22 protein-coding genes and 2 pseudogenes are annotated in these 22,716 nt (G+C 68.1%); 18 read left to right on the top strand and 6 right to left on the bottom strand.

Going from position 1 to position 22,716, the window contains the following annotated elements:
• The first annotated feature begins 28 nt into the window (after positions 1-28).
• Entirely contained in the window at positions 29-2,725 is a 2,697-nt protein-coding gene (ppc, locus tag ACZ522_RS07400; protein ID WP_379693386.1) for a phosphoenolpyruvate carboxylase, read from the top strand.
• Positions 2,726-3,058: 333 nt separating this feature from the next.
• On the opposite strand, the gene ACZ522_RS07395 is transcribed toward ppc, so the two are convergent.
• Positions 3,059-3,859 carry an aldo/keto reductase gene (locus ACZ522_RS07395; protein WP_379693387.1) on the bottom strand — a complete coding sequence of 267 codons (801 nt, stop codon included), beginning with the start codon at positions 3,857-3,859 and terminating at the stop codon, positions 3,059-3,061.
• A gap of 121 nt (positions 3,860-3,980) precedes the next feature.
• Here ACZ522_RS07395 and ACZ522_RS07390 point away from each other — a divergent pair, with 121 nt between their 5' ends.
• Complete coding sequence (locus tag ACZ522_RS07390; protein WP_379693390.1) at positions 3,981-5,108, top strand: saccharopine dehydrogenase family protein; 1,128 nt, start codon at positions 3,981-3,983, stop codon at positions 5,106-5,108.
• A gap of 88 nt (positions 5,109-5,196) precedes the next feature.
• Here ACZ522_RS07390 and ACZ522_RS07385 read toward each other — a convergent pair whose 3' ends face one another.
• Complete coding sequence (locus ACZ522_RS07385) at positions 5,197-5,967, bottom strand: PHP domain-containing protein (protein WP_379693393.1); 771 nt, start codon at positions 5,965-5,967, stop codon at positions 5,197-5,199.
• Between the two features lie 150 nt (positions 5,968-6,117).
• On the opposite strand from ACZ522_RS07385, the gene pyrG reads away from it, so the two are divergent.
• From pyrG to ACZ522_RS07330, 11 genes and pseudogenes are all read left to right on the top strand, one after another.
• Positions 6,118-7,779 carry a glutamine hydrolyzing CTP synthase gene (gene pyrG / locus ACZ522_RS07380; protein ID WP_379693396.1) on the top strand — a complete coding sequence of 554 codons (1,662 nt, stop codon included), beginning with the start codon at positions 6,118-6,120 and terminating at the stop codon, positions 7,777-7,779.
• Positions 7,779-8,696 (top strand): glutamine-hydrolyzing GMP synthase, encoded by a 918-nt coding sequence (gene guaA / locus ACZ522_RS07375; RefSeq protein WP_379693402.1) that lies wholly within the window; start codon positions 7,779-7,781, stop codon positions 8,694-8,696. Before pyrG ends, guaA begins: the two co-directional genes overlap by 1 nt.
• Positions 8,693-9,016 carry a DUF7126 family protein gene (locus ACZ522_RS07370; protein WP_379693404.1) on the top strand — a complete coding sequence of 108 codons (324 nt, stop codon included), beginning with the start codon at positions 8,693-8,695 and terminating at the stop codon, positions 9,014-9,016. Before guaA ends, ACZ522_RS07370 begins: the two co-directional genes overlap by 4 nt.
• Before the next feature lie 864 nt (positions 9,017-9,880).
• A pseudogene (locus ACZ522_RS07365) lies at positions 9,881-10,248 on the top strand (site-2 protease family protein); the annotation flags it as partial.
• Positions 10,227-10,520 (top strand): CBS domain-containing protein, encoded by a 294-nt coding sequence (locus ACZ522_RS07360; protein WP_379694588.1) that lies wholly within the window; start codon positions 10,227-10,229, stop codon positions 10,518-10,520. The pseudogene ACZ522_RS07365 and the gene ACZ522_RS07360, both read left to right, overlap by 22 nt.
• A gap of 135 nt (positions 10,521-10,655) precedes the next feature.
• Positions 10,656-10,991: a cupin domain-containing protein gene (locus ACZ522_RS07355; RefSeq protein WP_379693406.1), complete on the top strand. Its 336-nt coding sequence runs from the start codon at positions 10,656-10,658 to the stop codon at positions 10,989-10,991.
• 122 nt (positions 10,992-11,113) lie between these two features.
• A complete protein-coding gene (locus tag ACZ522_RS07350) occupies positions 11,114-12,112 on the top strand; it encodes a beta-ribofuranosylaminobenzene 5'-phosphate synthase family protein (protein WP_379693409.1) in 999 nt (332 codons plus the stop codon).
• 24 nt (positions 12,113-12,136) lie between these two features.
• Positions 12,137-12,340: pseudogene (locus tag ACZ522_RS07345) on the top strand (RAD55 family ATPase); the annotation flags it as partial.
• A gap of 84 nt (positions 12,341-12,424) precedes the next feature.
• On the top strand, positions 12,425-12,715 hold the full coding sequence (locus ACZ522_RS07340; protein WP_464391816.1) for a DUF8135 domain-containing protein: 291 nt from the start codon (positions 12,425-12,427) through the stop codon (positions 12,713-12,715).
• Positions 12,716-12,783: 68 nt separating this feature from the next.
• Entirely contained in the window at positions 12,784-13,113 is a 330-nt protein-coding gene (locus ACZ522_RS07335; protein ID WP_379693412.1) for a transcription factor S, read from the top strand.
• A gap of 36 nt (positions 13,114-13,149) precedes the next feature.
• Positions 13,150-13,572: a hypothetical protein gene (locus ACZ522_RS07330; protein ID WP_379693414.1), complete on the top strand. Its 423-nt coding sequence runs from the start codon at positions 13,150-13,152 to the stop codon at positions 13,570-13,572.
• On the opposite strand, the gene ACZ522_RS07325 is transcribed toward ACZ522_RS07330, so the two are convergent.
• Positions 13,551-14,168, bottom strand: coding sequence for an alpha/beta hydrolase (locus ACZ522_RS07325; protein WP_379693417.1), 618 nt, complete (start codon positions 14,166-14,168; stop codon positions 13,551-13,553). The two genes, ACZ522_RS07330 and ACZ522_RS07325, sit on opposite strands and share 22 nt — an antisense overlap.
• A gap of 52 nt (positions 14,169-14,220) precedes the next feature.
• Between ACZ522_RS07325 and ACZ522_RS07320 the strand changes: the two genes are divergently transcribed.
• From ACZ522_RS07320 to ACZ522_RS07310, 3 genes are all read left to right on the top strand, one after another.
• Positions 14,221-15,057, top strand: a complete 837-nt coding sequence (locus ACZ522_RS07320; RefSeq protein ID WP_379693419.1) for a PspA/IM30 family protein — start codon at positions 14,221-14,223, stop codon at positions 15,055-15,057.
• A gap of 89 nt (positions 15,058-15,146) precedes the next feature.
• A complete protein-coding gene (locus tag ACZ522_RS07315; RefSeq protein WP_379693422.1) occupies positions 15,147-16,214 on the top strand; it encodes a DUF7972 family membrane protein in 1,068 nt (355 codons plus the stop codon).
• Positions 16,215-16,264: 50 nt separating this feature from the next.
• Entirely contained in the window at positions 16,265-17,839 is a 1,575-nt protein-coding gene (locus ACZ522_RS07310) for a glutamate-cysteine ligase family protein (RefSeq protein ID WP_379693424.1), read from the top strand.
• A gap of 16 nt (positions 17,840-17,855) precedes the next feature.
• Here ACZ522_RS07310 and ACZ522_RS07305 read toward each other — a convergent pair whose 3' ends face one another.
• Genes ACZ522_RS07305 through ACZ522_RS07295 form a run of 3 tightly spaced genes read right to left on the bottom strand, consistent with a single transcriptional unit; the run spans position 17,856 to position 20,910 of the window.
• The gene (locus ACZ522_RS07305; RefSeq protein ID WP_379693427.1) at positions 17,856-18,899 is read right to left on the bottom strand and encodes a dipeptide epimerase; all 1,044 of its coding nucleotides are present in this window, start codon (positions 18,897-18,899) and stop codon (positions 17,856-17,858) included.
• Positions 18,900-19,952 (bottom strand): DUF1611 domain-containing protein, encoded by a 1,053-nt coding sequence (locus ACZ522_RS07300; RefSeq protein ID WP_379693428.1) that lies wholly within the window; start codon positions 19,950-19,952, stop codon positions 18,900-18,902.
• 52 nt (positions 19,953-20,004) lie between these two features.
• Positions 20,005-20,910, bottom strand: a complete 906-nt coding sequence (locus tag ACZ522_RS07295) for a Vms1/Ankzf1 family peptidyl-tRNA hydrolase (protein ID WP_379693431.1) — start codon at positions 20,908-20,910, stop codon at positions 20,005-20,007.
• A 294-nt stretch (positions 20,911-21,204) separates the two neighbouring features.
• Here ACZ522_RS07295 and ACZ522_RS07290 point away from each other — a divergent pair, with 294 nt between their 5' ends.
• The gene (locus ACZ522_RS07290; protein ID WP_379693433.1) at positions 21,205-21,360 is read left to right on the top strand and encodes a rubrerythrin-like domain-containing protein; all 156 of its coding nucleotides are present in this window, start codon (positions 21,205-21,207) and stop codon (positions 21,358-21,360) included.
• Between the two features lie 20 nt (positions 21,361-21,380).
• On the top strand, positions 21,381-22,676 hold the full coding sequence (gene gdhB / locus ACZ522_RS07285) for a glutamate dehydrogenase GdhB (protein WP_379693435.1): 1,296 nt from the start codon (positions 21,381-21,383) through the stop codon (positions 22,674-22,676).
• Positions 22,677-22,716 lie beyond the last annotated feature (40 nt).

Below are 22,716 nucleotides of genomic sequence, written 5' to 3'. Positions count from 1 at the left end.
TTACCATGCGGCATTAATACACAGAGTCATGGAACTGCACACCAGAGACGTTCGGCAGGACGTCCGAGAGTTGGGGGCCCTCCTCGGGGACGTCTTGGAGGAGCAGACTTCGACGGCGTCGTTCGAGACCGTAGAGGACCTTCGAACGGCGGCTATCGACTACCGAAAGGGCGAACTGGACTCGCGGGAGTCGCTACAGCGCACGCTCGAGACCCTCGACCCGGAGGGCGAGAGCGTCGTCGCCCGGGCGTTCACCACCTACTTCGAGCTCATCAACCTCGCGGAGGAACGCGAACGCGTCCGCGCGATTCGCGAGAGCTCGCAGGAGGGGTCGCTCAACGACGGACTCCTCGCCACCGTCGAAGCCCTCGCCGAGGGCGACGCCGACTCCGAGACGGTGCAACGCGTCCTCAACGACGTTCTCATCGAACCGACGTTCACCGCGCACCCGACGGAGGCGCGTCGGAAGACGGTGAAGGCGAAGCTCCGCTCTATCGCGCACGACCTCGAAGAGCTTGACGAACGCCGCCTCACCGATCAGGAACGCGAACAGGAGTGGCGGCGCGTCGACGCCGAGGTGACGAGCCTCTGGCAGACGTCGCAGGTCCGTCAGCGCCGGCCGGAACCGCAGGACGAGGCCCGGAACGTCCAGTGGTACCTCGAGAACATCCTCTTCGACGTGGTGGGCGAGGTGTACGCCGAGTTCGAGGACGTCATCGCCGACGAGTACCCCGACGTTGAGGTGCCGAAGCTGTTCGAGTTCCGCTCGTGGGCGGGGTCGGACCGCGACGGCAACCCGTTCGTGACGCCCGAGGTGACGACGGACACGCTCGAACGCCAACGCGCCGTCGTCTTGGAGAAGTACCAGACCGCGCTGAAGCGCCTCTCGGGCGTCCTCAGTCAGGACGGCGACCGAATCGACACCGGCGTCGAGTTCCAGCGGTCGCTGGCCGCCGACCGGGAGCGTCTGCCCGGCGTCGCCGTCGAGACGGAGGAGCGCTACCCCGACGAGCCGTACCGCCAGAAGCTGAAGCTCATGCGCGAACGCCTCCGCCGCATCGAGGACGTTCGCCCGAACGGCTACGCCGACCACCACGAACTCCTCGAAGACCTGGAGGTCATCGACCAGAGCCTCCGTAACAACGGCGCGGAGGTAGTCGCCGACGAGTACCTCCGACCGCTCATGCGGCAGGTGGACACGTTCGGCTTCACGCTGGCGAGTCTGGACCTGCGCGACCACCAAGAGAACCACACGGAGGCGGTCCACGAGGCCCTCGCGAGCGAGGGACTCGACTACCGCGGCCGCGACGAGGAGGGGCGCGTCGAGATCCTCACGGACGCCATCCTCCAGTCGGAGAACACCATCGACTTGGACGAACCCGGCGACGTCTCCGACACCGCACGTCGCGTCCTCAGGCGCTTTCAGAAACTCGGCGAGTGGCAGCGAGAGTTCGGCGTCGGCGCGATAGACACCTACGCCATCTCGATGACCGAGGAGCCGAGCCACGTCCTCGAAGTGCTGTTCCTCGCGGACCAGGCGGGCGTCATCTCGCTCCCCGACCACTGCGGACTCGACATCGTCCCCCTCCTCGAAACCGAGTCGGCGCTGAACGGCGCGCGCCGCATCATGGGCACCCTGTTCGAGAACCCCGCCTACGAGCAGGTTCTCGCCGCGCGGAACAACGTCCAGGAGATAATGCTGGGCTACTCCGACTCGAATAAGGAGAACGGCTTCCTCGCGGCCAACTGGGACCTCTACAAGAACCAGCGTCGCCTCGCCGACATCTGCGAGGACTTCGACGTGAAGATGCGCCTGTTCCACGGCCGCGGCGGCTCTATCTCCCGCGGCGGCGGCCCGATGAACGAGGCGATGCTCGCCCTCCCGAACGAGACGGTAACGGGGCAGATCAAGTTCACCGAACAGGGCGAGGCCATCGCCGAGAAGTACGCCAACCCCCGCATCGCCGAGCGAAACCTCGAACAGATGCTGAACGCGCAGGTTCGCTCGCGGTTCGAGGCCATCCGCGAACCCGAGGAGGACGTGCCCGACGAGTGGATAGACGCGATGGACACGATGGCCGCGGCGGCGAGACGGGAGTACTACGACCTGCTCGAATCCGACGGCTTCGTCTCCTACTTCGAGCAGGCGACGCCGATCACGGTCATCGAGGAGTTGAACCTCGGCTCCCGTCCCGCCTCTCGCTCCGACGCCGAACGCACCGTCGAGGACCTCCGCGCCATCCCGTGGGTGTTCTCGTGGACGCAGTCGCGGTGCATCCTCCCCGGATGGTACGCCCTCGGGACGGGCATGCAGGCGTACCTCGACGAGGGCGGCGACGTGGCGACGCTCCGGGAGATGTACGACGAGTGGCCGTTCTTCCGGACGACGCTCGACAACGCCTCCCAAGCGCTCGCGCGGACCGACTTCGACATCGCCCGCGAGTACGCCGACCTCGCGGAACCGTCGCTTCGCGAGTCGTTCTTCCCGCGCCTCGAGAGCGAGTACGACCGCGCGCGCGACATCGTCCTCGACGTGAGTGGGCGCGACTCGCTCCTGAAGCGCCAGTGGTTAGAGGAGAGCCTCAGCCGGCGGAACCCCTACGTCGACCCGCTGAACCTGCTGCAGACGCACCTGATGGCGCAGGCGCACCGCACCGAGGTGGAGGAACAGACCCTCCGACTGACGGTCAAAGGTATCGCCGCCGGAATGAAGAACACCGGGTGAAAAGAGAGTCGCCCGGTTCCCGGGCGTTGGGTCGGAGTCGATTCAACGCTGTCTGATGTCGTACTGGCGCTCGCACTTCGGGCAGGTGTTCCGGGTTAGACGAAATCTCGACTTCAGCCTTCGACGGACGCCCCCGACGTCACCTTCGGGGGGGAACTCCGCTTGAATCACCTGTCCGCAGTGCGGGCATGCCACTGCCGCCACTGCCATACCCGTTGTTCGAACGTGACGGATACTATATCTTTTTAAAAGGAGGCCGGAACGTCAGCCCGTCCTACCGGTTTCCGGGAACTTCCGGCGGAAAATGTCGTCTTCGCTGAGCTCAGACCCGGTTCAGTTGTGGTTCCACGGAGCCTCCTCGAAGTCGACGATGCGGCGGCGTTCGTCGATTCCGTCTATCGCCGCCACGTCCTCCTCGTCGAGTTCGACGTCGAGCGCGGCGTAGTTGTCTCGGATGTGGTCCTCCGAGGCGGCCTTCGGGATGGCGGTGACGTTCTCCTTCCGGGTCAACCACGCCAGCGACACCTGCGCGGGGCTGGCGTCGTGTTTCTCCGCGACCCGTCGAATCTCCTCCACCTCGGTCACCTGATTCCGGGCGATGGGGCAGTACGCCACGAGCCGGTGGTCGTGTTCGACGGCGAGCTCGTGGAGCTCCTCCTGCGGGAGCATCGGGTGCATCTCCACTTGGTGGGCGTAGACGGGCGCGTCGAGTCGGTCGATGGCGTCCTCCAGTTGGTCGGGCCGGAAGTTGCTCAGGCCGATGCGTTCGACGAGGCCCTCGTCTACGAGTTCGTCGAGGGCCGGAAGCGTCTCCTCGGGGTCGTATGCGTCGGTCGGCCAGTGGATGTACATCAGGTCGATGCTGTCCGCACCGAGTTTCTGCGCGCTCGCGCGCGTCGATTCGAGGACGTCGTCGTATCCGAGCGCTTCCGGTTCTATCTTCGAGGCGACGAACAGGTCCCCTCGGTCCACGTCCGCGCGCATGATGCCGTCGCCGACGGCCGCCTCGTTCCCGTACATCTGCGCGGTGTCGATGTGGCGGTAGCCGACGTCTATCGCCGTCTCCACGGCGGTCGCGCACTCGTCGGTTTCCTTCATCTTGTACGTTCCGAGACCGAGGTCTGGAATCTCCATGGCGGCACGTCGGACACCAGCAGTTCAACTACTGCGGTCCCGGCAGAGCGGTGGGGGAACCGGCGACACACCTGTTACGGGACCGACACAACTAATCGCGTCACGGGCCAACGGGGGGACGATGTCAGACCCCGAGACGGACGCTTCCTTTCTTCTGTACGGCGCATACGGCTACACCGGTCGTCTCGTCGCCGAGGCGGCGGTCGAACGCGGCTTCGAACCGATTCTCGCCGGGCGCGACCCGGAGCGAGTCGAGTCGGTAGCGTCGGAGTTCGGCCTCCCGCACCGAACGTTCGACGTGCGCGAGGCGTCGGCGTTCGTAGACGACGTGGACGCCGTTCTCAACTGCGCGGGGCCGTTCGAGAAGACGGCGGACCCGATGGTGGACGCCTGCATCGACGAGGGGACGCACTACCTCGATATCACCGGCGAACTCTCCGTCTTCGAGCGAATCAAGCGACGGAGCGACGAGGCCGAGGCGGCGGGCGTCACCCTCCTGCCGGGCGTCGGGTTCGACGTGGTGCCGACGGACTGTCTTGCCGCCCACCTGAAGCGGCGACTCCCGGAGGCGACGCACCTCGCACTCGGCCTCGATCCCTCGGGCACCGTCTCGCGCGGAACGATGAAGACGGTCCTCTCCGGCATCGGCGACGGCGGCGCGGTCCGCGAGGACGGCGTCCTGCGCTGGGTGCCGGTCGGGCACAAGACCCGCGCCATCGACTTCGGCGAGGGCCTCAAGCGCGCGGTCACCATCCCGTGGGGCGACGTTTCGACGGCCCACGCCTCCACCGGCATCCCGAACGTGGAGGTGTACGCCGCGGTGCCCTCGGAGGGCCGCCGCCTCCTCGCCGCGACGAAGTACCTCGGCGGCGTCCTCGACGCCGCGCCGGTCCAGTACCTCCTCCGCCGCCTCGTGGACCGGTACGTCGAGGGACCGGACGAACGGACCCGTGAGGAGGGGTACGCGCTCGTCTGGGGCGAGGCTCGGTCGCCGGGGAACCGCCTCGTCTCCCGCCTCCGAACGCCGGAGACGTACCGCCTGACCGTCGAGGCGTCGCTGCTCTGCACGGAGAAGGTCCTCGCGGGCGAGGCCCCGACGGGGTATCAGACTCCCTCGTCGGCGTTCGGCCCGGACCTGATCCTGGAGATCCCGGGCACGGAACGCGTCGACCTCGACGGCGACGAGGTGGTCGAACGCGTTAGCGGACCCGACGCGGACGGCGAGGCGGCGGAGGCGCGGACGACGTAGCGACGGAGGCTGGACTGCGAGGCGGCGACTGAGGTGACGGCGACGAAAGCGACGCCGACTCGGGCGACACCGACTCTGATAGCGCCGACTACAGGTCGAGTTCGACGGGCGAGACGCCCTCGGACGCGACGAACTCCCGGAGTACGTCGGCACGGGCGACCAGTTCGTCGGGCGCGTGCGCGTCGGTTCCGACGACGAACTCGACGCCCTCCCGCCGGAGGGCGGAGAAGAGGGCGGGCGTCGGGTGGAACTCGCCGTAGTCGTCGAGGACGCGCCCGGCGTTTATCTCGGGCACCGTCCGAGAGCCGGCGAACGCCCGCGCGACGCGTTCGTACTGTTCCTCCGTGGCGAGGCCGCGAAGCGCGGCGTTCCGTTCCACCAGATCGACGTGGGCGGCCACCTCGAACAGTTCCGACTCCGCGAGGGCGACCACCTTCTCGAAGTATCGCTCGACGGCGTCGCGGCGGTCCGCCTCCGGCATCTCGGCGAAGTGCTCCTCGTGGTGGACGTTCGTCCCGTCGAGGGCGTGGACGCTGCCGACCGTGTAGTCGAACTCGGCCTCGTCGAGGAACGCCCGAATCTCGCCCTCCGCGCTCGGTTCGTAGTCCATCTCGGCGGCGTCGTACACCTCGATCTCGTACCGGTCGCGCAGGGTCTCGATGGCGCGTCGCCGCCGGGGGTACGTCTGGTCGAGGGTGAACCCGTACACGTCCCGGAACCGTCGCATCTCCTCGTCCGGGACGACGGTGCAGTGGTCCGCGATGCCGACGCCCGCCAGTCCGGCCGCCTCCGCGGCCCGGAGCATCGACGGGAGAAAGTCGCCGTCGGAGTAGTTCGAGTGGACGTGGTAGTCGTACACGTTACCTCGACGTAGGGGGCCGTCCGGATAGTAGCGTCCGCCGCCGTGCGAACGTTTCGCGCGGCACGTTCGGTCCGGACGGACGTGCACCTCAGTGGCACGCAGTCGTCCGTCCGAAACGGTTTTGAGTCGCGCTGGCACACACTCGGTATGCCGAAGGAACCCGAAACCGGGTACGACCCGTCGCTGGGTCGGAAGTTCATTTTCGTAACGGGAGGTGTGATGTCCGGACTCGGAAAGGGTATCACCGCCGCGAGTACGGGCCGGTTGCTCTCGAACGCGGGGTTCGACGTGACCGCCGTCAAGGTGGACCCGTACCTGAACGTGGACGCGGGGACGATGAACCCCTACCAGCACGGCGAAGTGTACGTGCTGAAAGACGGCGGCGAGGTGGACTTGGACCTGGGGAACTACGAACGGTTCCTCGGGACGGACATGACCTCCGACCACAACGTCACCACGGGGAAGACGTACCAGCACGTCATCCAGAAGGAGCGCTCCGGGGACTATCTGGGCAAGACGGTCCAGATCATCCCGCACATCACCGACGATATCAAGCGCCGCATCCGCGAGGCGGCCGAGGGGACGGACGTCTGCATCGTCGAAGTCGGCGGCACCGTCGGCGACATCGAGGGCATGCCCTACCTGGAGGCCCTCCGCCAGTTCGCCCACGAGGAAGACGAGGGGGACATCCTCTTTACGCACGTCACCCTCGTCCCCTACTCGAAGAACGGCGAGCAGAAGACGAAACCGACGCAGCACTCCGTGAAGGAGCTCCGCAGCACCGGCCTGCAACCCGACATCCTCGTCGGTCGGTCGTCGGACAAACTTGACCCCGGCACGAAGGAGAAGATAGCGCTGTTCTGCGACGTGCCGACGGACGCGGTGTTCTCGAATCCGGACGTCAAGGACATCTACCACGTCCCCCTGATGGTCGAAGAGGAGGGCTTAGACGAGTACGTCATGGAGCGTCTGAACCTCGCCGAGGAGGCCCTCCCGAAGGGCGAACGCGACAACCGGTGGCGCGAACTCGTCACGCGGGAACGCACCGAGTCCGTCGACATCGCACTCGTCGGGAAGTACGACCTCGAAGACGCCTACATGTCGGTCCACGAGGCGCTCAAGCACGCCGGCATCGAACGCCGCACCGACGTGAACGTGCTGTGGGTCGACTCCGACGAGATGCTCGACAAGCACGCCGACCGCCTGAAGGGGGCCGACGGCGTCGTCGTCCCCGGCGGGTTCGGCACCCGCGGCACCGCGGGCAAGATAGAGGCCATCCGCTACTGCCGCGAGAACGACGTGCCGTTCCTCGGCCTCTGTCTCGGCTTCCAGATGGCCGTCATCGAACACGCCCGCAACGTCCTCGGCCTCGAAGGCGCGCACTCGGCGGAACTGGACCCCGACACGGACCACCCCGTCATCGACCTCCTGCCCGAACAGTACGAACTCGACGAGATGGGCGGGACGATGCGCCTCGGCGCGCACGAGACGGACATCGAACCCGGCTCCCTGGCCGAACGCGTCTACGGCGACACCTCCTGCACCGAACGGCACCGCCACCGCTACGAGGTCAACCCCGAGTACATCGACCGACTCGAATCCGGGGCGCTCTCGTTCTCCGGGCGCGCGGCCAACCGCATGGAGATCCTCGAACGCGACGACCACCCGTACTTCCTCGGGACGCAGTTCCACCCCGAGTTCCGGTCGCGCCCCGACCGCGCCAGTCCGCCGTTCGTCGGCTTCCTCGACGCCGTTCTGGGGCAGTTGGACGCGCGTGACGTCGCCCGCGACGAGGAGGTGGAAGCGTAATGGTCGACGCCGAATCCTTCATCGACGACGCCGTCGAGGAGATTCGCGAGGCCGTCGGCGAGGAGCACGCCGTCATCGCCCTCTCGGGCGGCGTGGACTCCTCCGTCGCCGCGGCACTCGCATACGAGGCCATCGGCGACCAGCTCACCCCCGTCTACGTCGACACCGGCCTGATGCGCGAGGGCGAGACGGAGCAGATTCGCGACACCTTCAGCTACATGGACAGCCTCCGAGTGGTGGCGGCCGAAGACCGGTTCCTCGGCGCGCTCGAAGGCGTCACCGACCCCGAGGAGAAGCGGAAGGTCATCGGCGAGCAGTTCATCCGCGAGTTCGAACGCGAGGCCAAGGAGTCCGACGCGGAGTACCTCGTGCAGGGGACCATCTACCCCGACCGAATCGAGAGCGAGGGGAACATCAAGTCCCACCACAACGTCGGCGGCCTGCCGGACGTGGTGGACTTCGAGGGCATCGTCGAACCCGTCCGCGACCTGTACAAAGACGAGGTGCGCGAGGTGGCCCGCGAACTCGGCCTCGAAGAGATAATCTCCGAGCGGATGCCGTTCCCCGGCCCCGGACTCGCCGTCCGCGTCATCGGCGAGGTGACCAAGGAGAAAGTCGAGGTGGCGCGGGCGGCGTGCCACGTCGTCGAGGAGGAGGTCGAAGAACACGACCCGTGGCAGGCGTTCGCCGCCGTCATCGGGAAGGGTACCGGCGTGAAGGGCGACAACCGCGTCCACGGCTGGATCGTGTCGGTTCGCTCCGTCGAATCGCGCGACGGCATGACCGCGCGCGCGCAGGAACTCCCGTGGGAGACGCTCCAGCGCATCCAATCGCGCATCACGGGCGAGAACGAGAACGTCGCGCGCGTCGTCTACGACGTAACGCACAAGCCTCCGGCCACCATCGAGTACGAATGACCGTGCTCATCGCAGGTGAAGACGCAGACAGACTCGGCGACGCCCTCGTGGACCTCGGTGCCGACCTCACTCGTATCGACGGGGTGGCGACCCGAGAATCGCTCGTCGCGGCGGGAATCGACACGGCGGACGTCCTCGTCCTCACGGACATGGACGACGCCTCCGCGATTCCGGTCGCGAAAGAGGAGAACCCGAACGTCCGGGTCGTCACGTACTCCCGGGACTCCCTCCCGGAGTTCGTCCGCGGACAGACCGACCTCGCCATCGACCCCGACCTCCTCTCGGCCGAAATCGTCGCCGAGGAGTTGGTCGGCGCGTAAGCGACCGACCGGTTCCGACGCACCGACCCGACCGACTTTTCTCGACCGACCCGACCCTCGACCGACTAGCGACCGGTGAGCGACGGTTGGCACCGACGGCCGGTGACCGACGGCCGACGCCGACGACCAGTAAGTGACGGTTGAGGCCGACGACCGAGAGCCGACCCGCGGGGTGCGCTCTCCCCCTCCGTTCTCCGGGTTCGACCGACAGTTTAGCCGAATTAATCCGAATTTAGCCGCTGTTGCGCCCCTGAAACGGCTGAAACCGACTTCACGGTCGTCACGGTTGAAGTGGTGTCCTCCCGTAGGCGAGAACGCGATGAGGTGTCAGACGCTCATCGCAGGCCGTGGCGTCTACCCGTGCCGTCGGGGCGTTCCACCGACGCCCCGCGTCAGACCCACTAGCCCCATCACCCGCGGCGGACGCGACGACGCGTCCGTCGTGCACCGACGCCGCGCCGCGACGACGGAACCCGGGCTCACCCACCCCCACCCCCAACTCCCGTCCGGGTTCCGGCTCGGTCGCGGCGCGCCCCCACGCGACGACGGAGACGCTCCGCCGAGTGCGGTCCGTTCCGCCTCGGACGACGGTTCGTTCGACTGCACCCCTGACCGTTGGCCCCCATCCCCGACGGTCCCCCCTGCCGTCGGTGCGACCGAACAACCAGAGGCACCCACCCGTCGCCTCCCGGAGACGACTCGTCGTCGCAACGAGTCCCGACCGGACCGGACGTCGCGTCCGTCCGCCGGGTCGAAACGATAGCTCACGTTCGGCGTCGCGCCGAACCCGTCCCTTCCGCAGACGTTCCCGAAATCGGACCGAACGTCGTGGTTTTCTCCTCCGTAGTTCCCGTATCTTCGACGATGAGAAGTTTCACCGTCGGAGCGGTGTGGGGAATCCCCGTCCGAATCAACGCCTCGTTGTTCCTGTTTCTCCCGGTGTTGGCGTGGCTTATCGGAAGCGGGACGCAGATAGAGACGTACGCGGGCATCGTCGGGGGGTTCGCCCCGGGGGAGTTGGACGTCGCGGCCCTCCGGGCGGGCGCGACGCCGTGGGTCATCGGCGTCGCCGCCTCCGTCGGCCTGTTCGTCAGCGTCCTCCTCCACGAACTCGGCCACTCGTACGCCGCGCGCCGGTACGGTATCGACATCGAGTCCATCACGCTGTGGATATTCGGCGGCGTGGCGAGTCTCCGGTCGGTCCCCGCGAGTGGGACCGCGAGTTCTGGATCACGTCGTCGGTTACGTCTCCGTCGACGACCTCCGACGCCGCGACCTCGACGCCGACGCGCCCGTCTCGGCCGCCCTCGCGGACCCCGTTCCGAGAATCGACGCGGCGACGGACGCCTTCGAGGCGTTGGCGGATCTCCCCGGGGCGAAGGGGGGCTACGCGCTCGTGACCGAGGGCGGCCGAGTCGTCGGCGCACTCTCGCAGGCGGACTACGCCCGCGCGGTGCGACTCCGGCGTCGCGCGCCGACCGACGGCCGACCGACCGCGTTCTGACGCTCCCCGCCCGTCACATCCCCCGCCGTTCGCCCGTCTCTCCTCGATTCTTCCGTCCTTTTCCTCCTTCTCGCCCGTCCCTCTCCTCTCCCGCCCGCATCCGGATTTATCCGTCCGGCGACCCTCCCGTCGAGTATGGCCGAGGAGTTCGACGCACTCGCCGCCGCGGAATCGAATCTGGACCCCGACCGAGAGGAGGTAGCGACCGCCGAGTTGGTCGTCACCGACGACGTGTTGGTGAAGGCGTTCGCCCTCGGACCGGGCGCGACGCTCGACCCGCACGAACACGAGGACAGCACGAACGTCTTCCACGTCCTCCGCGGCGAAGTGACCGTCGTCCGCGAGGGCGACGAGGAGGCGGTCGAAGCGCCCGGGGTCGTCCGCCACGACAGGGGCGTCGCCCACGGGGCGCGGAACGAAACCGAGGAGACGGTCGTCTTCACCGCGAGTCTCTGTCCGCTCCCGCAGTAGCGACAGCGGTGCGGTAGGGGCATCGTAAGGACCCGTTAGCGACCGATTAAGTCCTCTCTATCGACCGTTCTCGGGTTGCCACCGTCGAAACCGACATACGCGCCCGTCGGGAACTGCCGCCGATGAGCGACCGCGTCCGCGTCACCGCCGGGGCCCGCCTCCACTTCGGATTCGTGAACCTGAGCCTCGCGCACGAACGCCTTTACGGCGGACTCGGCGTCGCCCTCTCCGACCCGGAGACGACGGTGACCGCCGAACCCGCGGACGGAGTCGTCTGCGACCGACCGGACGCCCGCGAGTACGCCGAACGCGCCGCCGACCTCCTCGGCGTCCCCGGGGCGCGCGTCGACGTCGAGTCGGCGCTTCCGCGGCACGCCGGCCTCGGAAGCGGCACGCAACTCGCGTTGACCGTCTTCGACGCGGTGGCGCGGGCCAACGGCAGAGAGAGCGACGTGCGGGCGGCCGCGCCTGACCTCGGACGCGGCGGCCGGTCCGGCGTCGGCGTCGCCGCCTTCGAGGGGGGCGGGTTCCTCGTGGACGCGGGACACCCGACGGCGCGCTTTACGACCTCCCGACCGGCGGACGGCGACTGGACGGTGCCGCCCGTCGCAGTTCGGCACGACGTCCCCGAGGAGTGGCGCTTCCTCCTCGTCCTCCCGGACGCCGACTCCGGACGAAGCGGCGACGAGGAGGACGACAGCATGCGCGCGGTGGTCGAACGCGCCGACCCGGCGGTGTCGGATCGCATCGCGGGCGTCGTGAGTCGCCGCCTCCTCCCCGCCGTCGCCGCCGGCAACGTCGACCGCTTCGGCGAGGCCGTCGCCGAAATCGGGCGGTTGAACGGATCGTGGTACGCCGACGAACAGGGCGGCGTCTACCGACCGCCGGTCGGCGAACTGGTGGCGACGCTCTCGGAACACCCCGCGGTGTACGGCGCGGGGCAGTCGTCGTGGGGACCGGCGGTGTACGGCGTCACCGACGCGGCGCGCACCGACGAGGCGCGGGCGGCCGGGCGGGCCGCACTCGACGCCGCGGGCGTCGGCGGCGAGGTTCGCGTCGTCGCCGGGCGCAACGCCGGCGCGCGGGTCGAACGGGCGGGCGAAGCGCCCCGGAACGGTTAACGGAAGGGACCGAGACGACGGAGCATGGACAGCATCCCCTTCGGGGTGTCCCGTCTCGATTCGATAATCGGCGGCGGGGCGCCGCCGGGAACGGTCGTCCTCCTCGTCGGCGACCCCGGCGCGGGCGCGCGGGAGTTCGCGTACACGAGTGCGGCGACGAACGCACTCGCGCACGCCGACGAGGAACTGTTCGACCTCCACTACGGGTCGCTTCACGACGACGCGGCCCCCCTCTCGGACCTCGCCCGCCGGGTGGGCGAACGGCATCGCCGCGAGTCGGGGGACGACGACGCGAACGCCCTGTTCGACGAGATGAACGTCGGCGGGGTGGACGAGGAGACGCTGTGGGCGAGTCTCGCCGACGCCGACGCCGCCAAGGCGACGCACGTCGGCGCGGGCGCGGCGGAGTCCGTCGAGGAGGTGCGCGGGGGCGTCCCTGGCTACGCCGACCACCTCGTCCCGAAGGCGGAGTTCTGCGAGCAGTGTCCGCACCTCTCGGACCCGCCGGAACTGGCGTGCGACCGCGAGGGGACCGAGATAGTCGAAGTCGCGGACTCGAACACCTTCCGCGTGCGGGACTGCCCGATGGTCGAAGACGAGTAGGCGGCGACCGGACGCCGTCGTGCGGCGCGTCCGAGACGCCTTTCACTCCGAAGCGCGAAGTCCACCCCATGCAGTTCTGCGACGACTGCGGTTCGATGATGGTCAACCGCGACGGCGAGATGGTCTGTACGAACGGCGACTGCGGGTCCACCGCCGAACAGGACCGAGACCTCGCAGAGCAGTTCGTCTCGACGGAGGAACAGAGCGGCGACGAACTCATCGAAACCGAGGAGGGTGCGAACTTCGAGGGGAAACCCACAGCGACGGACGTGACCTGCGACAAGTGCGGTCACGGCGAGGCGTGGTACACCATCAAACAGACCGGTTCGGCCGACGAACCGCCGACGCGATTCTTCAAGTGCAAGGAGTGCGGGCACCGGTGGCGCGGGTACAACTGAAGGCCGGTCGGTAGCCTCTCGTGACACCTCGCGAAGGTGTCAGACGTGTCCCTCCGCGAACGACTCTTCCTCCGCGATCGCCTCCGCCCGTGGCACGCCCTGATGCTCGCCGTCTTCCTCGTCGGCACGGCGTGGACGCTCCGGGACGTGACGCCGCTCTCGCTCTCGGCCGTCCTCGTGGCGAGTTTCCACGGCCTGCTTTGGCTCCTCGGCTTCCAGGTCACCGTCGGTATGCTCTGGGCGTACGCCGTCGAGTACTACAACGCGGGCGGGAAGTGGACCGACCTCCCGTTCGTTCTGCCCTTCGGCGTCGCTCTCGTCGTCGGCGTCGCAGTCGGCGTCGTCTTCGAGAGCGGCGGCGGCGCGGTGGGGGCGGCGTTCTGGACGTTCGTCGTCGTCGCGGGACTCGTCGCCGTCGTCGTCTGGGTCCGAGTCGGCTACCGCGAGTCCGTCGCCTGAAGGAAGGTGAGCAGAAAATCGGCCGCCCGAACCGCGACTTTCCCGGCCTGCCCGACGAAGAAGTGGTCCGCGCTGAACTCCTCGACGCTCTGGTGCGTCTCTCGCGCCCGTTCGACCACGGGTTCCCACTCGACGGTGTCGTCGCGCGTCCCGTACAGCACTTGGACGGGGACGGGGATGTCGTCGAACGACGCGGCCGCGTCCAGGTCGTCGGCGAGGCGGGCCGTCGGCGCGAGTGCGGAGACGGCCTCTGTCGGCGCGCCCTCCGCGGCGGCGAGAAGCGCCACCGTCGCGCCGAAACTGAACCCGAAGAGGCCCGCGCGGTCGTACCGTTCCCGCGCCCACGCGACGGCGTTCCTCGCGTCCGCCTTCTCGCCGTACCCCTCGTCCCACGCGCCGTAGTCGAACCGGAGGCAATCGACGCCGCGGGCCGTCAGTTCGTCGCTGACGGCGACGAGTCTGTCGTCGCCGCGGTGTCCGCTCTGTTGGGGGTGCGGCGGACAGGCGACGACGCACGCCGCCGCGTCTCCGCCGTCCGCTTCGTCCAGCGACGCCCGGACGTCTCGGCCGCCGGGAACGAGAACCGTCTCGGCCATACAACCTCTCTGTCGCGTGAGGTTTTAAGCCCGACGTGACCAAAAAGGGGGTATGGGAATCCTCTCGCGCACGTCGTACGTCATTCGGTCGAAGATAAACGCCATCCTCAATCGGACCGAAGACCCGGGAGAGACACTGGACTACTCCTACGAGAAGATGCGGGACGAACTCCAGCAGGTCAAACAGGGCATCGCGGACCTGACGACCCAGAAGAAGCGACTGGAGATTCAGAAGCGACGCCTCGAAGAGAACGTCGAGAAGCACAACGAACAGGCGCGCGAGGCGGTCAATCAGGACCGCGACGACCTCGCGCGGCAGGCGTTGGAGAAGAAGCAGTCGAAGATGAACCAGATAGAGGACTTGGAGACCCAGATAGCCAACCTCCAAGAGACGCAGGACACCCTCGTCGACAAGAAGAACCAACTGCAGAACCGCATCGAGGAGTTCCGCACGAAGAAGGAGACGATGAAGGCCCGCTACGACGCGGCGGAGGCCTCCACGCGCGTCTCCGAGGCGATGTCCGGCGTCGGCGACGAGATGGCCGACGTGGGCCGCGCCCTCGAACGCGCCGAGGACCGGACCGACGAGATGGAGGCGCGGTCGGCCGCGATGGACGAACTCGCTGACACGGGCGCGTTCGACGACGCCCTCTCCGACAAGGACTCCATCGACCGCGAACTCGAATCGGGGCGGTCCTCCAGAGAGGTCGATACGGAACTGGAGACGCTGAAAGCCGAGATGGGCAGAGGCCCCGCGCCGGAGGAGAGCGAAGACGTCGAGGCGGCGGACGCCGAGACGGAGGCGGACGCCGAGGCGGCAGACGCGGACGTCGCCGACGAGGAGGTCGAGGCCGAACTGGAGGAACTGAAGAACGAAGACGACGCATGAGGGTCGCCGGTCGGTTCTCCCGACTGTCAGCGCCGCCGACGGGCGGCCACGACTCCTTTAGCGCCCGTCGCTGAACGTCGGCACGACCGATGGTCTCCGACGGGAACAACACGGAGTCGAGCGAGGGGGAACCGAGCGACACGATGCGGAAGCGCGCGGGCGAGAATCGCCTGAAACTGTGGTTGTTGTTGGAAGCGAATCGGTGGTTCGTCTCCGCCGTTCCGCTCGTTTTGGTGTTCGCGTCGCTCATCGTCCTCGGCGTCCTCGACCCGGTACCGCTCCGGGCGGCGATGAAGTCGGCCGACCCCGTCGAGACGCTGTTTCAAGCCCTGTTGACGGCGACGATCACCGGCGTGACGCTGGTCGTCTCCATCAACTCGCTCGTCCTCTCGCAGGAACTCGGTCCGCTGGGCGACCAGAGACAGCGGATGTCCGGCGCGATGGAGTTCCGCCGCGACGTGGAGGAGGACTTAGACGTCACCGCGGCGCCGCCCGAGCCGTCGGCGTTCCTCAGAGCGCTCGTCGTCGCCGTCTCGGACCGCGCCGAGACGCTCGGAGAGGCCCTCTCGACGGGAGACGACGGAGAGGGGGACGCGGAGTTTCGCTCGCGCCTCGAGGAGTACGTCGACGAGTTGCGGGAGAACGCCTCCGAGGTATCCGACGAACTCGAAGGCGGCCAGTTCGGGACGTTCGACGTGCTGTTCGCCGCGTTAGATTTCAACTACTCGTGGAAGATATATCAGGCGCGACGGCTCCGAAACGAGTACGAGGACGAACTGCCCGAGGCCGTCGACGAGGCGTTCGACGAACTCGTGAACGTGCTGACGTACTTCGGCCCGGCCAGAGAGCACTTCAAGACGCTCTACTTCCAGTGGGAACTCATCAACCTCTCGCGGGCCATGCTGTACGCGGCGGTGCCGTCGCTCCTCGTGTCGACGGCGGCCATCCTCTATCTCGACAACCCCGGCACCATCACGGGGACGACGTTCGGCGTGGACAACATGGTGTGGACGGTCACCGCGGCCACCGCCGTCGCCGTCTTCCCCTTCACGATACTGCTCTCGTTCATCCTCCGCATCGCCACGGCGGCAAAGCGCACCCTCTCCATCGGGCCGTTCATCCTCCGGTCGGAGACGCGGAACGAGAACCTCGACTGAGGGCGGCGTCGCCGCAAGCCTCAATCCGACGGGGCGGTGACAGTTACGGGATGAACGAGCTGACCGAGGCGGTTCGGCGCGCGGCGGCGTCCGAGACGAGCGCGGAGTTCCAGCGACGCGTCGAGGCGCAGGCCGACGACGTCCTCGAAGACGTCCGGTCGGGTCGGCTCGACAACCGCCACTTCTCGGTCGGCCTCGAACTGGAGGCGTACGCGGTGGACGCCGACGGGCGACTCGCGCCCGTCCCGGAGGCGGCGTTCGACGCCCCGAACTGCAGTCCGGAACTCGGCGTCCACAACGTCGAGGTGCACACCCACCCCGACGCCGCGGCCGGAACCGGCTTCCGGCGGCAGGCGGCGACGCTGGAGACTGCGCTCGCGGGCGCGCGAACGGTGCTTCAGGAGGCCGACCGCAGACTCGTCCTCGACGGGATGTGGACGGTGCCGCCCGCGGAGGGCACGGCGGCGTACCTCGACGCGGGGACGGAGACGGACGGCGTGTTCCTCCCGGAGAACATGCGCCCGATTCCGCGCTACGTCGCCATCGACGCGGCGATTCGGGCGCGCGACGGGGGTCGCATCCCCGTCGGGTTGCCCGGACTCGACGACGCCCGGTCCATCCTCGTGGAGTCGCTCACCACGTCGATTCAGCCGCACCTGCAGATTCCGACGGCGACGGACCTGCCCCGATACCTCAACGTCGCAACGCGAACGATGGGGCCGGTGCTGTCGCTTTCGGCGAACTCGCCGTTCCTCCCGGCGGACCGCTACGAGGGACTCGACGCCGAGGACGTTCTCTCTGAGACGCCCCACGAGTGTCGCGTCCCGGTGTTCGAGCGGTCGGTCAACGTCGGAGGCATCGAGAAGTGCCGCGTCCCCGAGGACTACGACGACGTGGCGGAGGTAATCGACCGAATCGTCGAAGACGAGACGCTCGCGCCCGTCCTCTCGGAGGCGGGCGACGACGGCGACGCGGACGCGGAGGCCGACGGTGACGCCTCTTACGCCTCGTCCGTCCCGGAGTTCGTCACCAAGCGCGGCACGTTCTGGCGGTGGGTCCGACCCGTCTTCGGCGGCGACGTGCCCCACGTCGACGACGGGGGGTCGGCGGCCCCCGGAAACGACGACGCGTCGGTCAGAATCGAGTACAGACCCCTCCCGACGCAACCGACCGTCCGCGACACCGTCGGCCTGCAGGCGTTGGTCGTCGGACTCGTCCGCGGAATCGTCGTCGCGGACCACCCCGTCAAGGGCCTGGCGTGGGAGGACGCCCGCGACTCCTTCTACGCCGCCGTCGCGGACGGACCCGCCGCCGACTTGGAGTGGGTCGGCAGCCACGGCGACCGAATCGACGCGACGCCCGCCGTCCGCGACGAGGTGTTCTCGCTGGCGCGGCACGGCCTGCGCGAGTTGGGCGTCGAGGACGAGACGGCCGAGTGGCTCCTCTCGCCGATAGAGGCGCGACAGAGCGCCACGCACACCTCTCCGAGCGCGTGGAAGCGCGCCCGCGTCCGCGAACGACTCGACGCGGGCGAGACGCTCCCGGACGCCGTCCGCGCGATGCAACGAGAGTACGTCGAGAAGGCGGCGACCGGACGGGCGTTCGCCACGTGGGAGCGAGCCTAGGGTCGGCGAAGAGCGCTCAGTCGCTCCGCCGCGCGCCGGTTCCGCTCCGGTCCAGGCCGTCGAGGAGAATCTCCCCGTCCTCGATTAGGACGCCCTCGTAGTCGTCCGCTTCGAGGAGGAGTGCGCCGTCCAAGTCGGCGTAGTCGAGAAGGGGCGCGAGGTGGCAGGCGGCGGCGATGGCGGCGTTCGACTCCACCATACAGCCGAGCATCACTTCGAGTCCGTGCGCGCGGGCGGCGTGGACCATCCGCGTGGCCTCCGAGAGGCCGCCGCACTTCATCAGTTTCAGGTTCACGATGTCCGTCCGGTCGGCGACGGCGGGCACGTCTTCGAGCGTCACGCAGGACTCGTCGGCCGCTATCGGGAGTGCGCTCCGCTCGTAGACGAACTTCAGCCCCTCGGGGTCCTCCGCGGGGACGGGTTGCTCGATGAACTCGACGCCGTACTCCGCGAGCATCTCCGACTTCCGGACCGCCTCGCGGGGCGTCCACCCCTCGTTGGCGTCCACGCGAATCGTCGCGTCGGGCGCGCTCTCTCGGACCGCCTCGACTATCTCCTCGTCGCGGTCGGTGCCGAGTTTCACCTTCAGGACCGGATAGCCGGACTCGACGGCCGCCTCCGTCTTCTCTCTGATCCGCTCGGTCTCGTCCAGTCCGATGGTGAACGAGGTGGGCGGGCAGTCGTCGGCGTCCAGCCCCCACTGCCGGTAGAGGGGGAGGCCGAGACGCTTCGCGGCCAGGTCGTGGAGGGCGATACTGACTGCGGCGCGGGCCGCCGGGTTCTCGTTGACCGCCTCCTTCATCCGTCGCTCGATCCGCGCTATCGCGTGGGCGTCGCCGACGGACTCGACTTCGCGCAGGAGGTCCGGCAGGACGGCTTCGACGGTGTCGGCCGTCTCGCCGTAGTGCGCGGAGGGGGCCGCCGCGCCGACGCCCGTCATCCCGCCGTCGTCGGTGACGCGGACGACGACGTTCTCGGCCTCCGTCTGCGTCCCGCGGGAGATGGTGAAGTCGTCGGCCAGCGGGTACGACACCCGCTCGAACTCCGTCGTCAGCGTCATCTACTCCGCCCCCAGCACCGCGTCGAGAATCTCGTCGGCGTCGAAGCGGACGGGGTCCGTCGCGGGCGCGCCGAGCGATTCCCCGTAGGAGTCGACGGCCTCGCGCGCGGCGTCGTCGCCGTCGAGGTGGGAAGTGTTCAACGCGCCGGCGACGACGGACCCCTCGCGGACGGGCGCGGCGAGGTTCTTGTAGAGGTCCACGTACTCGGAGACGGGCGGTATCTCGAAGTCCTCGTAGCCGTGGATGGCGTCGCGCCCCTCGACGTGACAGAGGACCATCGCGTCGGGCATTGCGCCGTGGAGGATGCCGCAGGTGACCGCGGAGTAGGCGGGGTGGGTGATGCTCCCCTGCCCCTCGACGAACAGCACGTCGTAGTCGTCGCCGACTTCCAGAATCATCTCCTCTACCGCGCCGGCGGTGAAGTCGCTGACCACCCGGTCGATGGGGTTGCCCCACCCCGCGATCATGATGCCCGTCTGGCCGGTGGGGATGAACCCGGCGTCGATGCCGCGTTCGCGCGCCGCCTCGACCAGTTCCAAGGAGACGGTCATCTTGCCCACCGAGCAGTCGGTGCCGACGGTGAGGACGATGTCGGCGTCCACCTCGGCCGACCGGCCCTGCGCGACGCTCAGGTCGTCGTGGGGCTTCCGCACGTCGTTCAGTTCGACGCCGTGTTCGGCGGCGAGTTCGGCGAACTCCTCGTCCTCGGTGAGGAAGTAGTGCAGGCCCGCGATGACGTCACAGCCGCGTTCGATGGCGGTTTGCACGTCGTCGCGCCACGTCTCGTCGAACCCGCCGCCGATGGGGGCGATGCCGACCAACAGGGCGTCCGCCTCGGGCGCGTCGTCCATCGACTCAACGATCGGGACGTCCGGCAGGTCGCGGCGGTGGTCCGAAGCCGAGGTGCCGGGGTTGTCCCGGTCGAGGACCGCCACCACGTCGTAGTCGGCGTACTTGAGGACGCCCGTGGCCGTCTTCGCCCGTTCGGGGAACTTCTCGTGCGCGAGGACGACGACCCGAGTTCGGTCGCCGTCAGTCCGTGCGGTACTCATGGTGACACCTGACGCGAAGGGTGGGCTTAATCTCCGGTGGTTCCGGGGCGACTCAGAGGCGCGACAGCCGGGTGGTCCAGAACTCCCGGACCGCCTCGCGGAGGGCCTCCTCCGGTTCGCCCGAAGCGTCCACCGTCGCGCGGTGGTCCGCCAACCCCTCGAACTCCCCGAGGACGGTTCGCTCCCCGAGGACGACCAGCGTCCCGTCCCCGTCGCCGTCCGCCGCGTGCGCCTGAAGCACCTCCTTCGAGCGGTCGACGTGGTTCGACACCTGTTCGTCGCGCCGCCGTTCGAACCGCGCCTGCGAGAACCCGCCCTTCGAGTGGGCGTTCATCACGTCCGACTCCACGTCGTCTTCGAGGGTGACCTCCTCGCCGTCGAAGCGACCGAGGGCGAACAGGTCCGAGCGAACGAGGGCGACGCGGACGCTCCCCTCCGGTCGGAACCACGACCGGTCGACGCGGAACGACGACCCCCACTCGTCGAACGCCGCGGGCGGCGTCGGCGGTTCGAGGACGGCGGAGACGACGCCGGCGTCGTCGGTGTAGACGAGACACGGCGCGGCGCGGCGGACGAGGGCCGCCCGTTCGCCGAGTGCGTCCGCCACCGACTCCGGGACGCGGTCCTCGACCATCGCCGAGAGCGCACCCTCGGGGCCGGTGGTGACGGAGTCCAGACGCGAGAGCACCTCCTCCAGCCTGTCGCCGCGCAGGTCCTCCGTCCCGCGGAACTCCACCTCCGCCTCGCCGTCTTCGGAGAGTCGTTCGACGCGGTGTTCGAGTTCCTCGACGCGCGTCTCCAAGCGGTTTATCTCCGCTTCCGCCTCCTGCCGTTCGCGGACGGCCTCGCTTCGCCGTTCCTCCTCGGCCTCGGCGCGGCGTTCGAGGTGTCGCTTCTCCTCCTCTAACTCCTCGATTCGCTCCTTCAGTTCCGCCCGCCCCAGCAACTCGTCCAGCATGGTTCGACGCGCGGACCCGGGGTACTTCAGAGTTGCTTAGACTCGCCGCGCGACGGCGGGAGGCGGTCCGTTCGCGGCGTTGAAGCGAAGCGGTGTGTCAGTTACGGAGAGAGGGATGCGGACTCGACGGACGACGGGGTCTGCCCCTCTTCCGACGGACCGCCGAACGAGGCGCTTCCGGCCGGACGCGCGACCCGACGCGTTCGAACTGCTCCGTTCGCCTCTAGGGGGAGAATATGTCCCTAATATTACTATTACGATTAATACTTACACCTGGCGCTCGCACGTCCGAGTATGCCTCACGGGCAAGACGTTGAGGACGACACGTCGGACCATTCCTCCGAGTACGAATGTCTCGAGTGCGGCGCCATCGTCGAGTCTGAAACCCATCCGGGAGAGTGTTCGGAGTGCGGCGGCGACTTCCAGAACCGGGCGAAATCGCTCGAATAGTTTCCTCCCACGTTTTTACAATGTCCCAGGATACCTCTCCGACAGACGAGAGTACTCGACACTCTACGGAAACGCCGCCGGAAACCGCGCTCGACACCGCTCGACACCAACTCAACCAAGCCGCATCGTACCTCGACGTCGACCCGAACATCGTCGAACGACTCAACCACCCCGCGGCGGTCCACGAAGTGACCGTCCCCCTCGAACAGGACGACGGCACCGTCGAGATGTTCCGTGGGTATCGCGCCCAACACGACAGCGTGCGGGGGCCGTTCAAGGGCGGCCTGCGCTTTCACCCGCACGTCGGTCGCGAGGAGTGCATCGGCCTCTCGATGTGGATGACGTGGAAGTGCGCGGTGGTCGATATCCCCTTCGGCGGTGCGAAAGGCGGCGTCGTCGTCAACCCGAAGGAGTTGAGCGACGACGAAATCGAGCGGTTGACCCGCCGCTTCACCAACGAACTGCGGAACGTCATCGGCCCCATGACGGACATTCCCGCGCCGGACATGGGGACCGACGCGCAGACGATGGCGTGGATCATGGACGCCTACAGCGTCCAGGAGGCCGAGACGATACCCGGCGTGGTGACGGGCAAACCGCCCGTCATCGGCGGAAGTAAGGGCCGAGAAGAAGCGCCTGGGCGGAGCGTCGCCATCATCGCCCGAAAGTTACTGGACTACTACGACTACCCGATAAAGGAGACGACGGTGGCCGTGCAGGGGTTCGGAAGCGTCGGCGCGAACGCCGCCCAGTTGCTCGACGATTGGGGGGCGACCGTCGTCGCCGTCAGCGACGTGAACGGCGCGGCCTACGACCCCGACGGACTCGACACCCGCGCGATACCCTCCCACAACGAAGAACCGGAGGCGGTGACGACCTACGCCGACGAGACCATCGGCAACGAGGAGATACTGGAACTCGACGTGGACCTCCTGATTCCGGCGGCCATCGGGAACGTCATCACCGAGGACAACGCCGGGGACGTCCAGGCGGACATGATAGTCGAGGGCGCGAACGGGCCGATAACGTTCGTCGCGGACTCGATTCTCGCCGAGAGGGACATCCCGATAGTGCCCGACATCCTCGCGAACGCGGGCGGCGTGACGGTGAGTTACTTCGAGTGGCTTCAGGACATCAACCGCCGTTCGTGGTCGCGCGACAGGGTGAACGAGGAACTCGAAGAGGAGATGCTCTCCGCGTGGAACGCCGTCCGGCGGGAGGTCGAAGAACGCGACATCACGTGGCGCGACGGCGCGTACGTCGTCGCCCTCTCGCGGATCGCCGACGCACACGAGAGCCGCGGGCTTTGGCCGTAAGCGTCCGGCTATCCGTACCGAAGTCGCGAAAAGAATCGGC

It is taken from the genome of Halopelagius fulvigenes, from assembly GCF_055398025.1.
Note: the sequence above shows the minus strand (reverse complement) of the source record. Positions and strands in the feature narration are given on the sequence as shown.

Coding starts and splice junctions, on each gene's coding strand:
- ppc (WP_379693386.1), top strand. CDS start 29: ATGGAACTGCACACCAGAGACGTTCGGCAGGACGTCCGAGAGTTGGGG.
- ACZ522_RS07395 (WP_379693387.1), bottom strand. CDS start 3,859: ATGGAGATTCCAGACCTCGGTCTCGGAACGTACAAGATGAAGGAAACC.
- ACZ522_RS07390 (WP_379693390.1), top strand. CDS start 3,981: ATGTCAGACCCCGAGACGGACGCTTCCTTTCTTCTGTACGGCGCATAC.
- pyrG (WP_379693396.1), top strand. CDS start 6,118: ATGCCGAAGGAACCCGAAACCGGGTACGACCCGTCGCTGGGTCGGAAG.
- guaA (WP_379693402.1), top strand. CDS start 7,779: ATGGTCGACGCCGAATCCTTCATCGACGACGCCGTCGAGGAGATTCGC.
- ACZ522_RS07370 (WP_379693404.1), top strand. CDS start 8,693: ATGACCGTGCTCATCGCAGGTGAAGACGCAGACAGACTCGGCGACGCC.
- ACZ522_RS07355 (WP_379693406.1), top strand. CDS start 10,656: ATGGCCGAGGAGTTCGACGCACTCGCCGCCGCGGAATCGAATCTGGAC.
- ACZ522_RS07350 (WP_379693409.1), top strand. CDS start 11,114: ATGAGCGACCGCGTCCGCGTCACCGCCGGGGCCCGCCTCCACTTCGGA.
- ACZ522_RS07340 (WP_464391816.1), top strand. CDS start 12,425: ATGAACGTCGGCGGGGTGGACGAGGAGACGCTGTGGGCGAGTCTCGCC.
- ACZ522_RS07335 (WP_379693412.1), top strand. CDS start 12,784: ATGCAGTTCTGCGACGACTGCGGTTCGATGATGGTCAACCGCGACGGC.
- ACZ522_RS07325 (WP_379693417.1), bottom strand. CDS start 14,168: ATGGCCGAGACGGTTCTCGTTCCCGGCGGCCGAGACGTCCGGGCGTCG.
- ACZ522_RS07320 (WP_379693419.1), top strand. CDS start 14,221: ATGGGAATCCTCTCGCGCACGTCGTACGTCATTCGGTCGAAGATAAAC.
- ACZ522_RS07315 (WP_379693422.1), top strand. CDS start 15,147: ATGGTCTCCGACGGGAACAACACGGAGTCGAGCGAGGGGGAACCGAGC.
- ACZ522_RS07310 (WP_379693424.1), top strand. CDS start 16,265: ATGAACGAGCTGACCGAGGCGGTTCGGCGCGCGGCGGCGTCCGAGACG.
- ACZ522_RS07305 (WP_379693427.1), bottom strand. CDS start 18,899: ATGACGCTGACGACGGAGTTCGAGCGGGTGTCGTACCCGCTGGCCGAC.
- ACZ522_RS07300 (WP_379693428.1), bottom strand. CDS start 19,952: ATGAGTACCGCACGGACTGACGGCGACCGAACTCGGGTCGTCGTCCTC.
- ACZ522_RS07295 (WP_379693431.1), bottom strand. CDS start 20,910: ATGCTGGACGAGTTGCTGGGGCGGGCGGAACTGAAGGAGCGAATCGAG.
- ACZ522_RS07290 (WP_379693433.1), top strand. CDS start 21,205: ATGCCTCACGGGCAAGACGTTGAGGACGACACGTCGGACCATTCCTCC.
- gdhB (WP_379693435.1), top strand. CDS start 21,381: ATGTCCCAGGATACCTCTCCGACAGACGAGAGTACTCGACACTCTACG.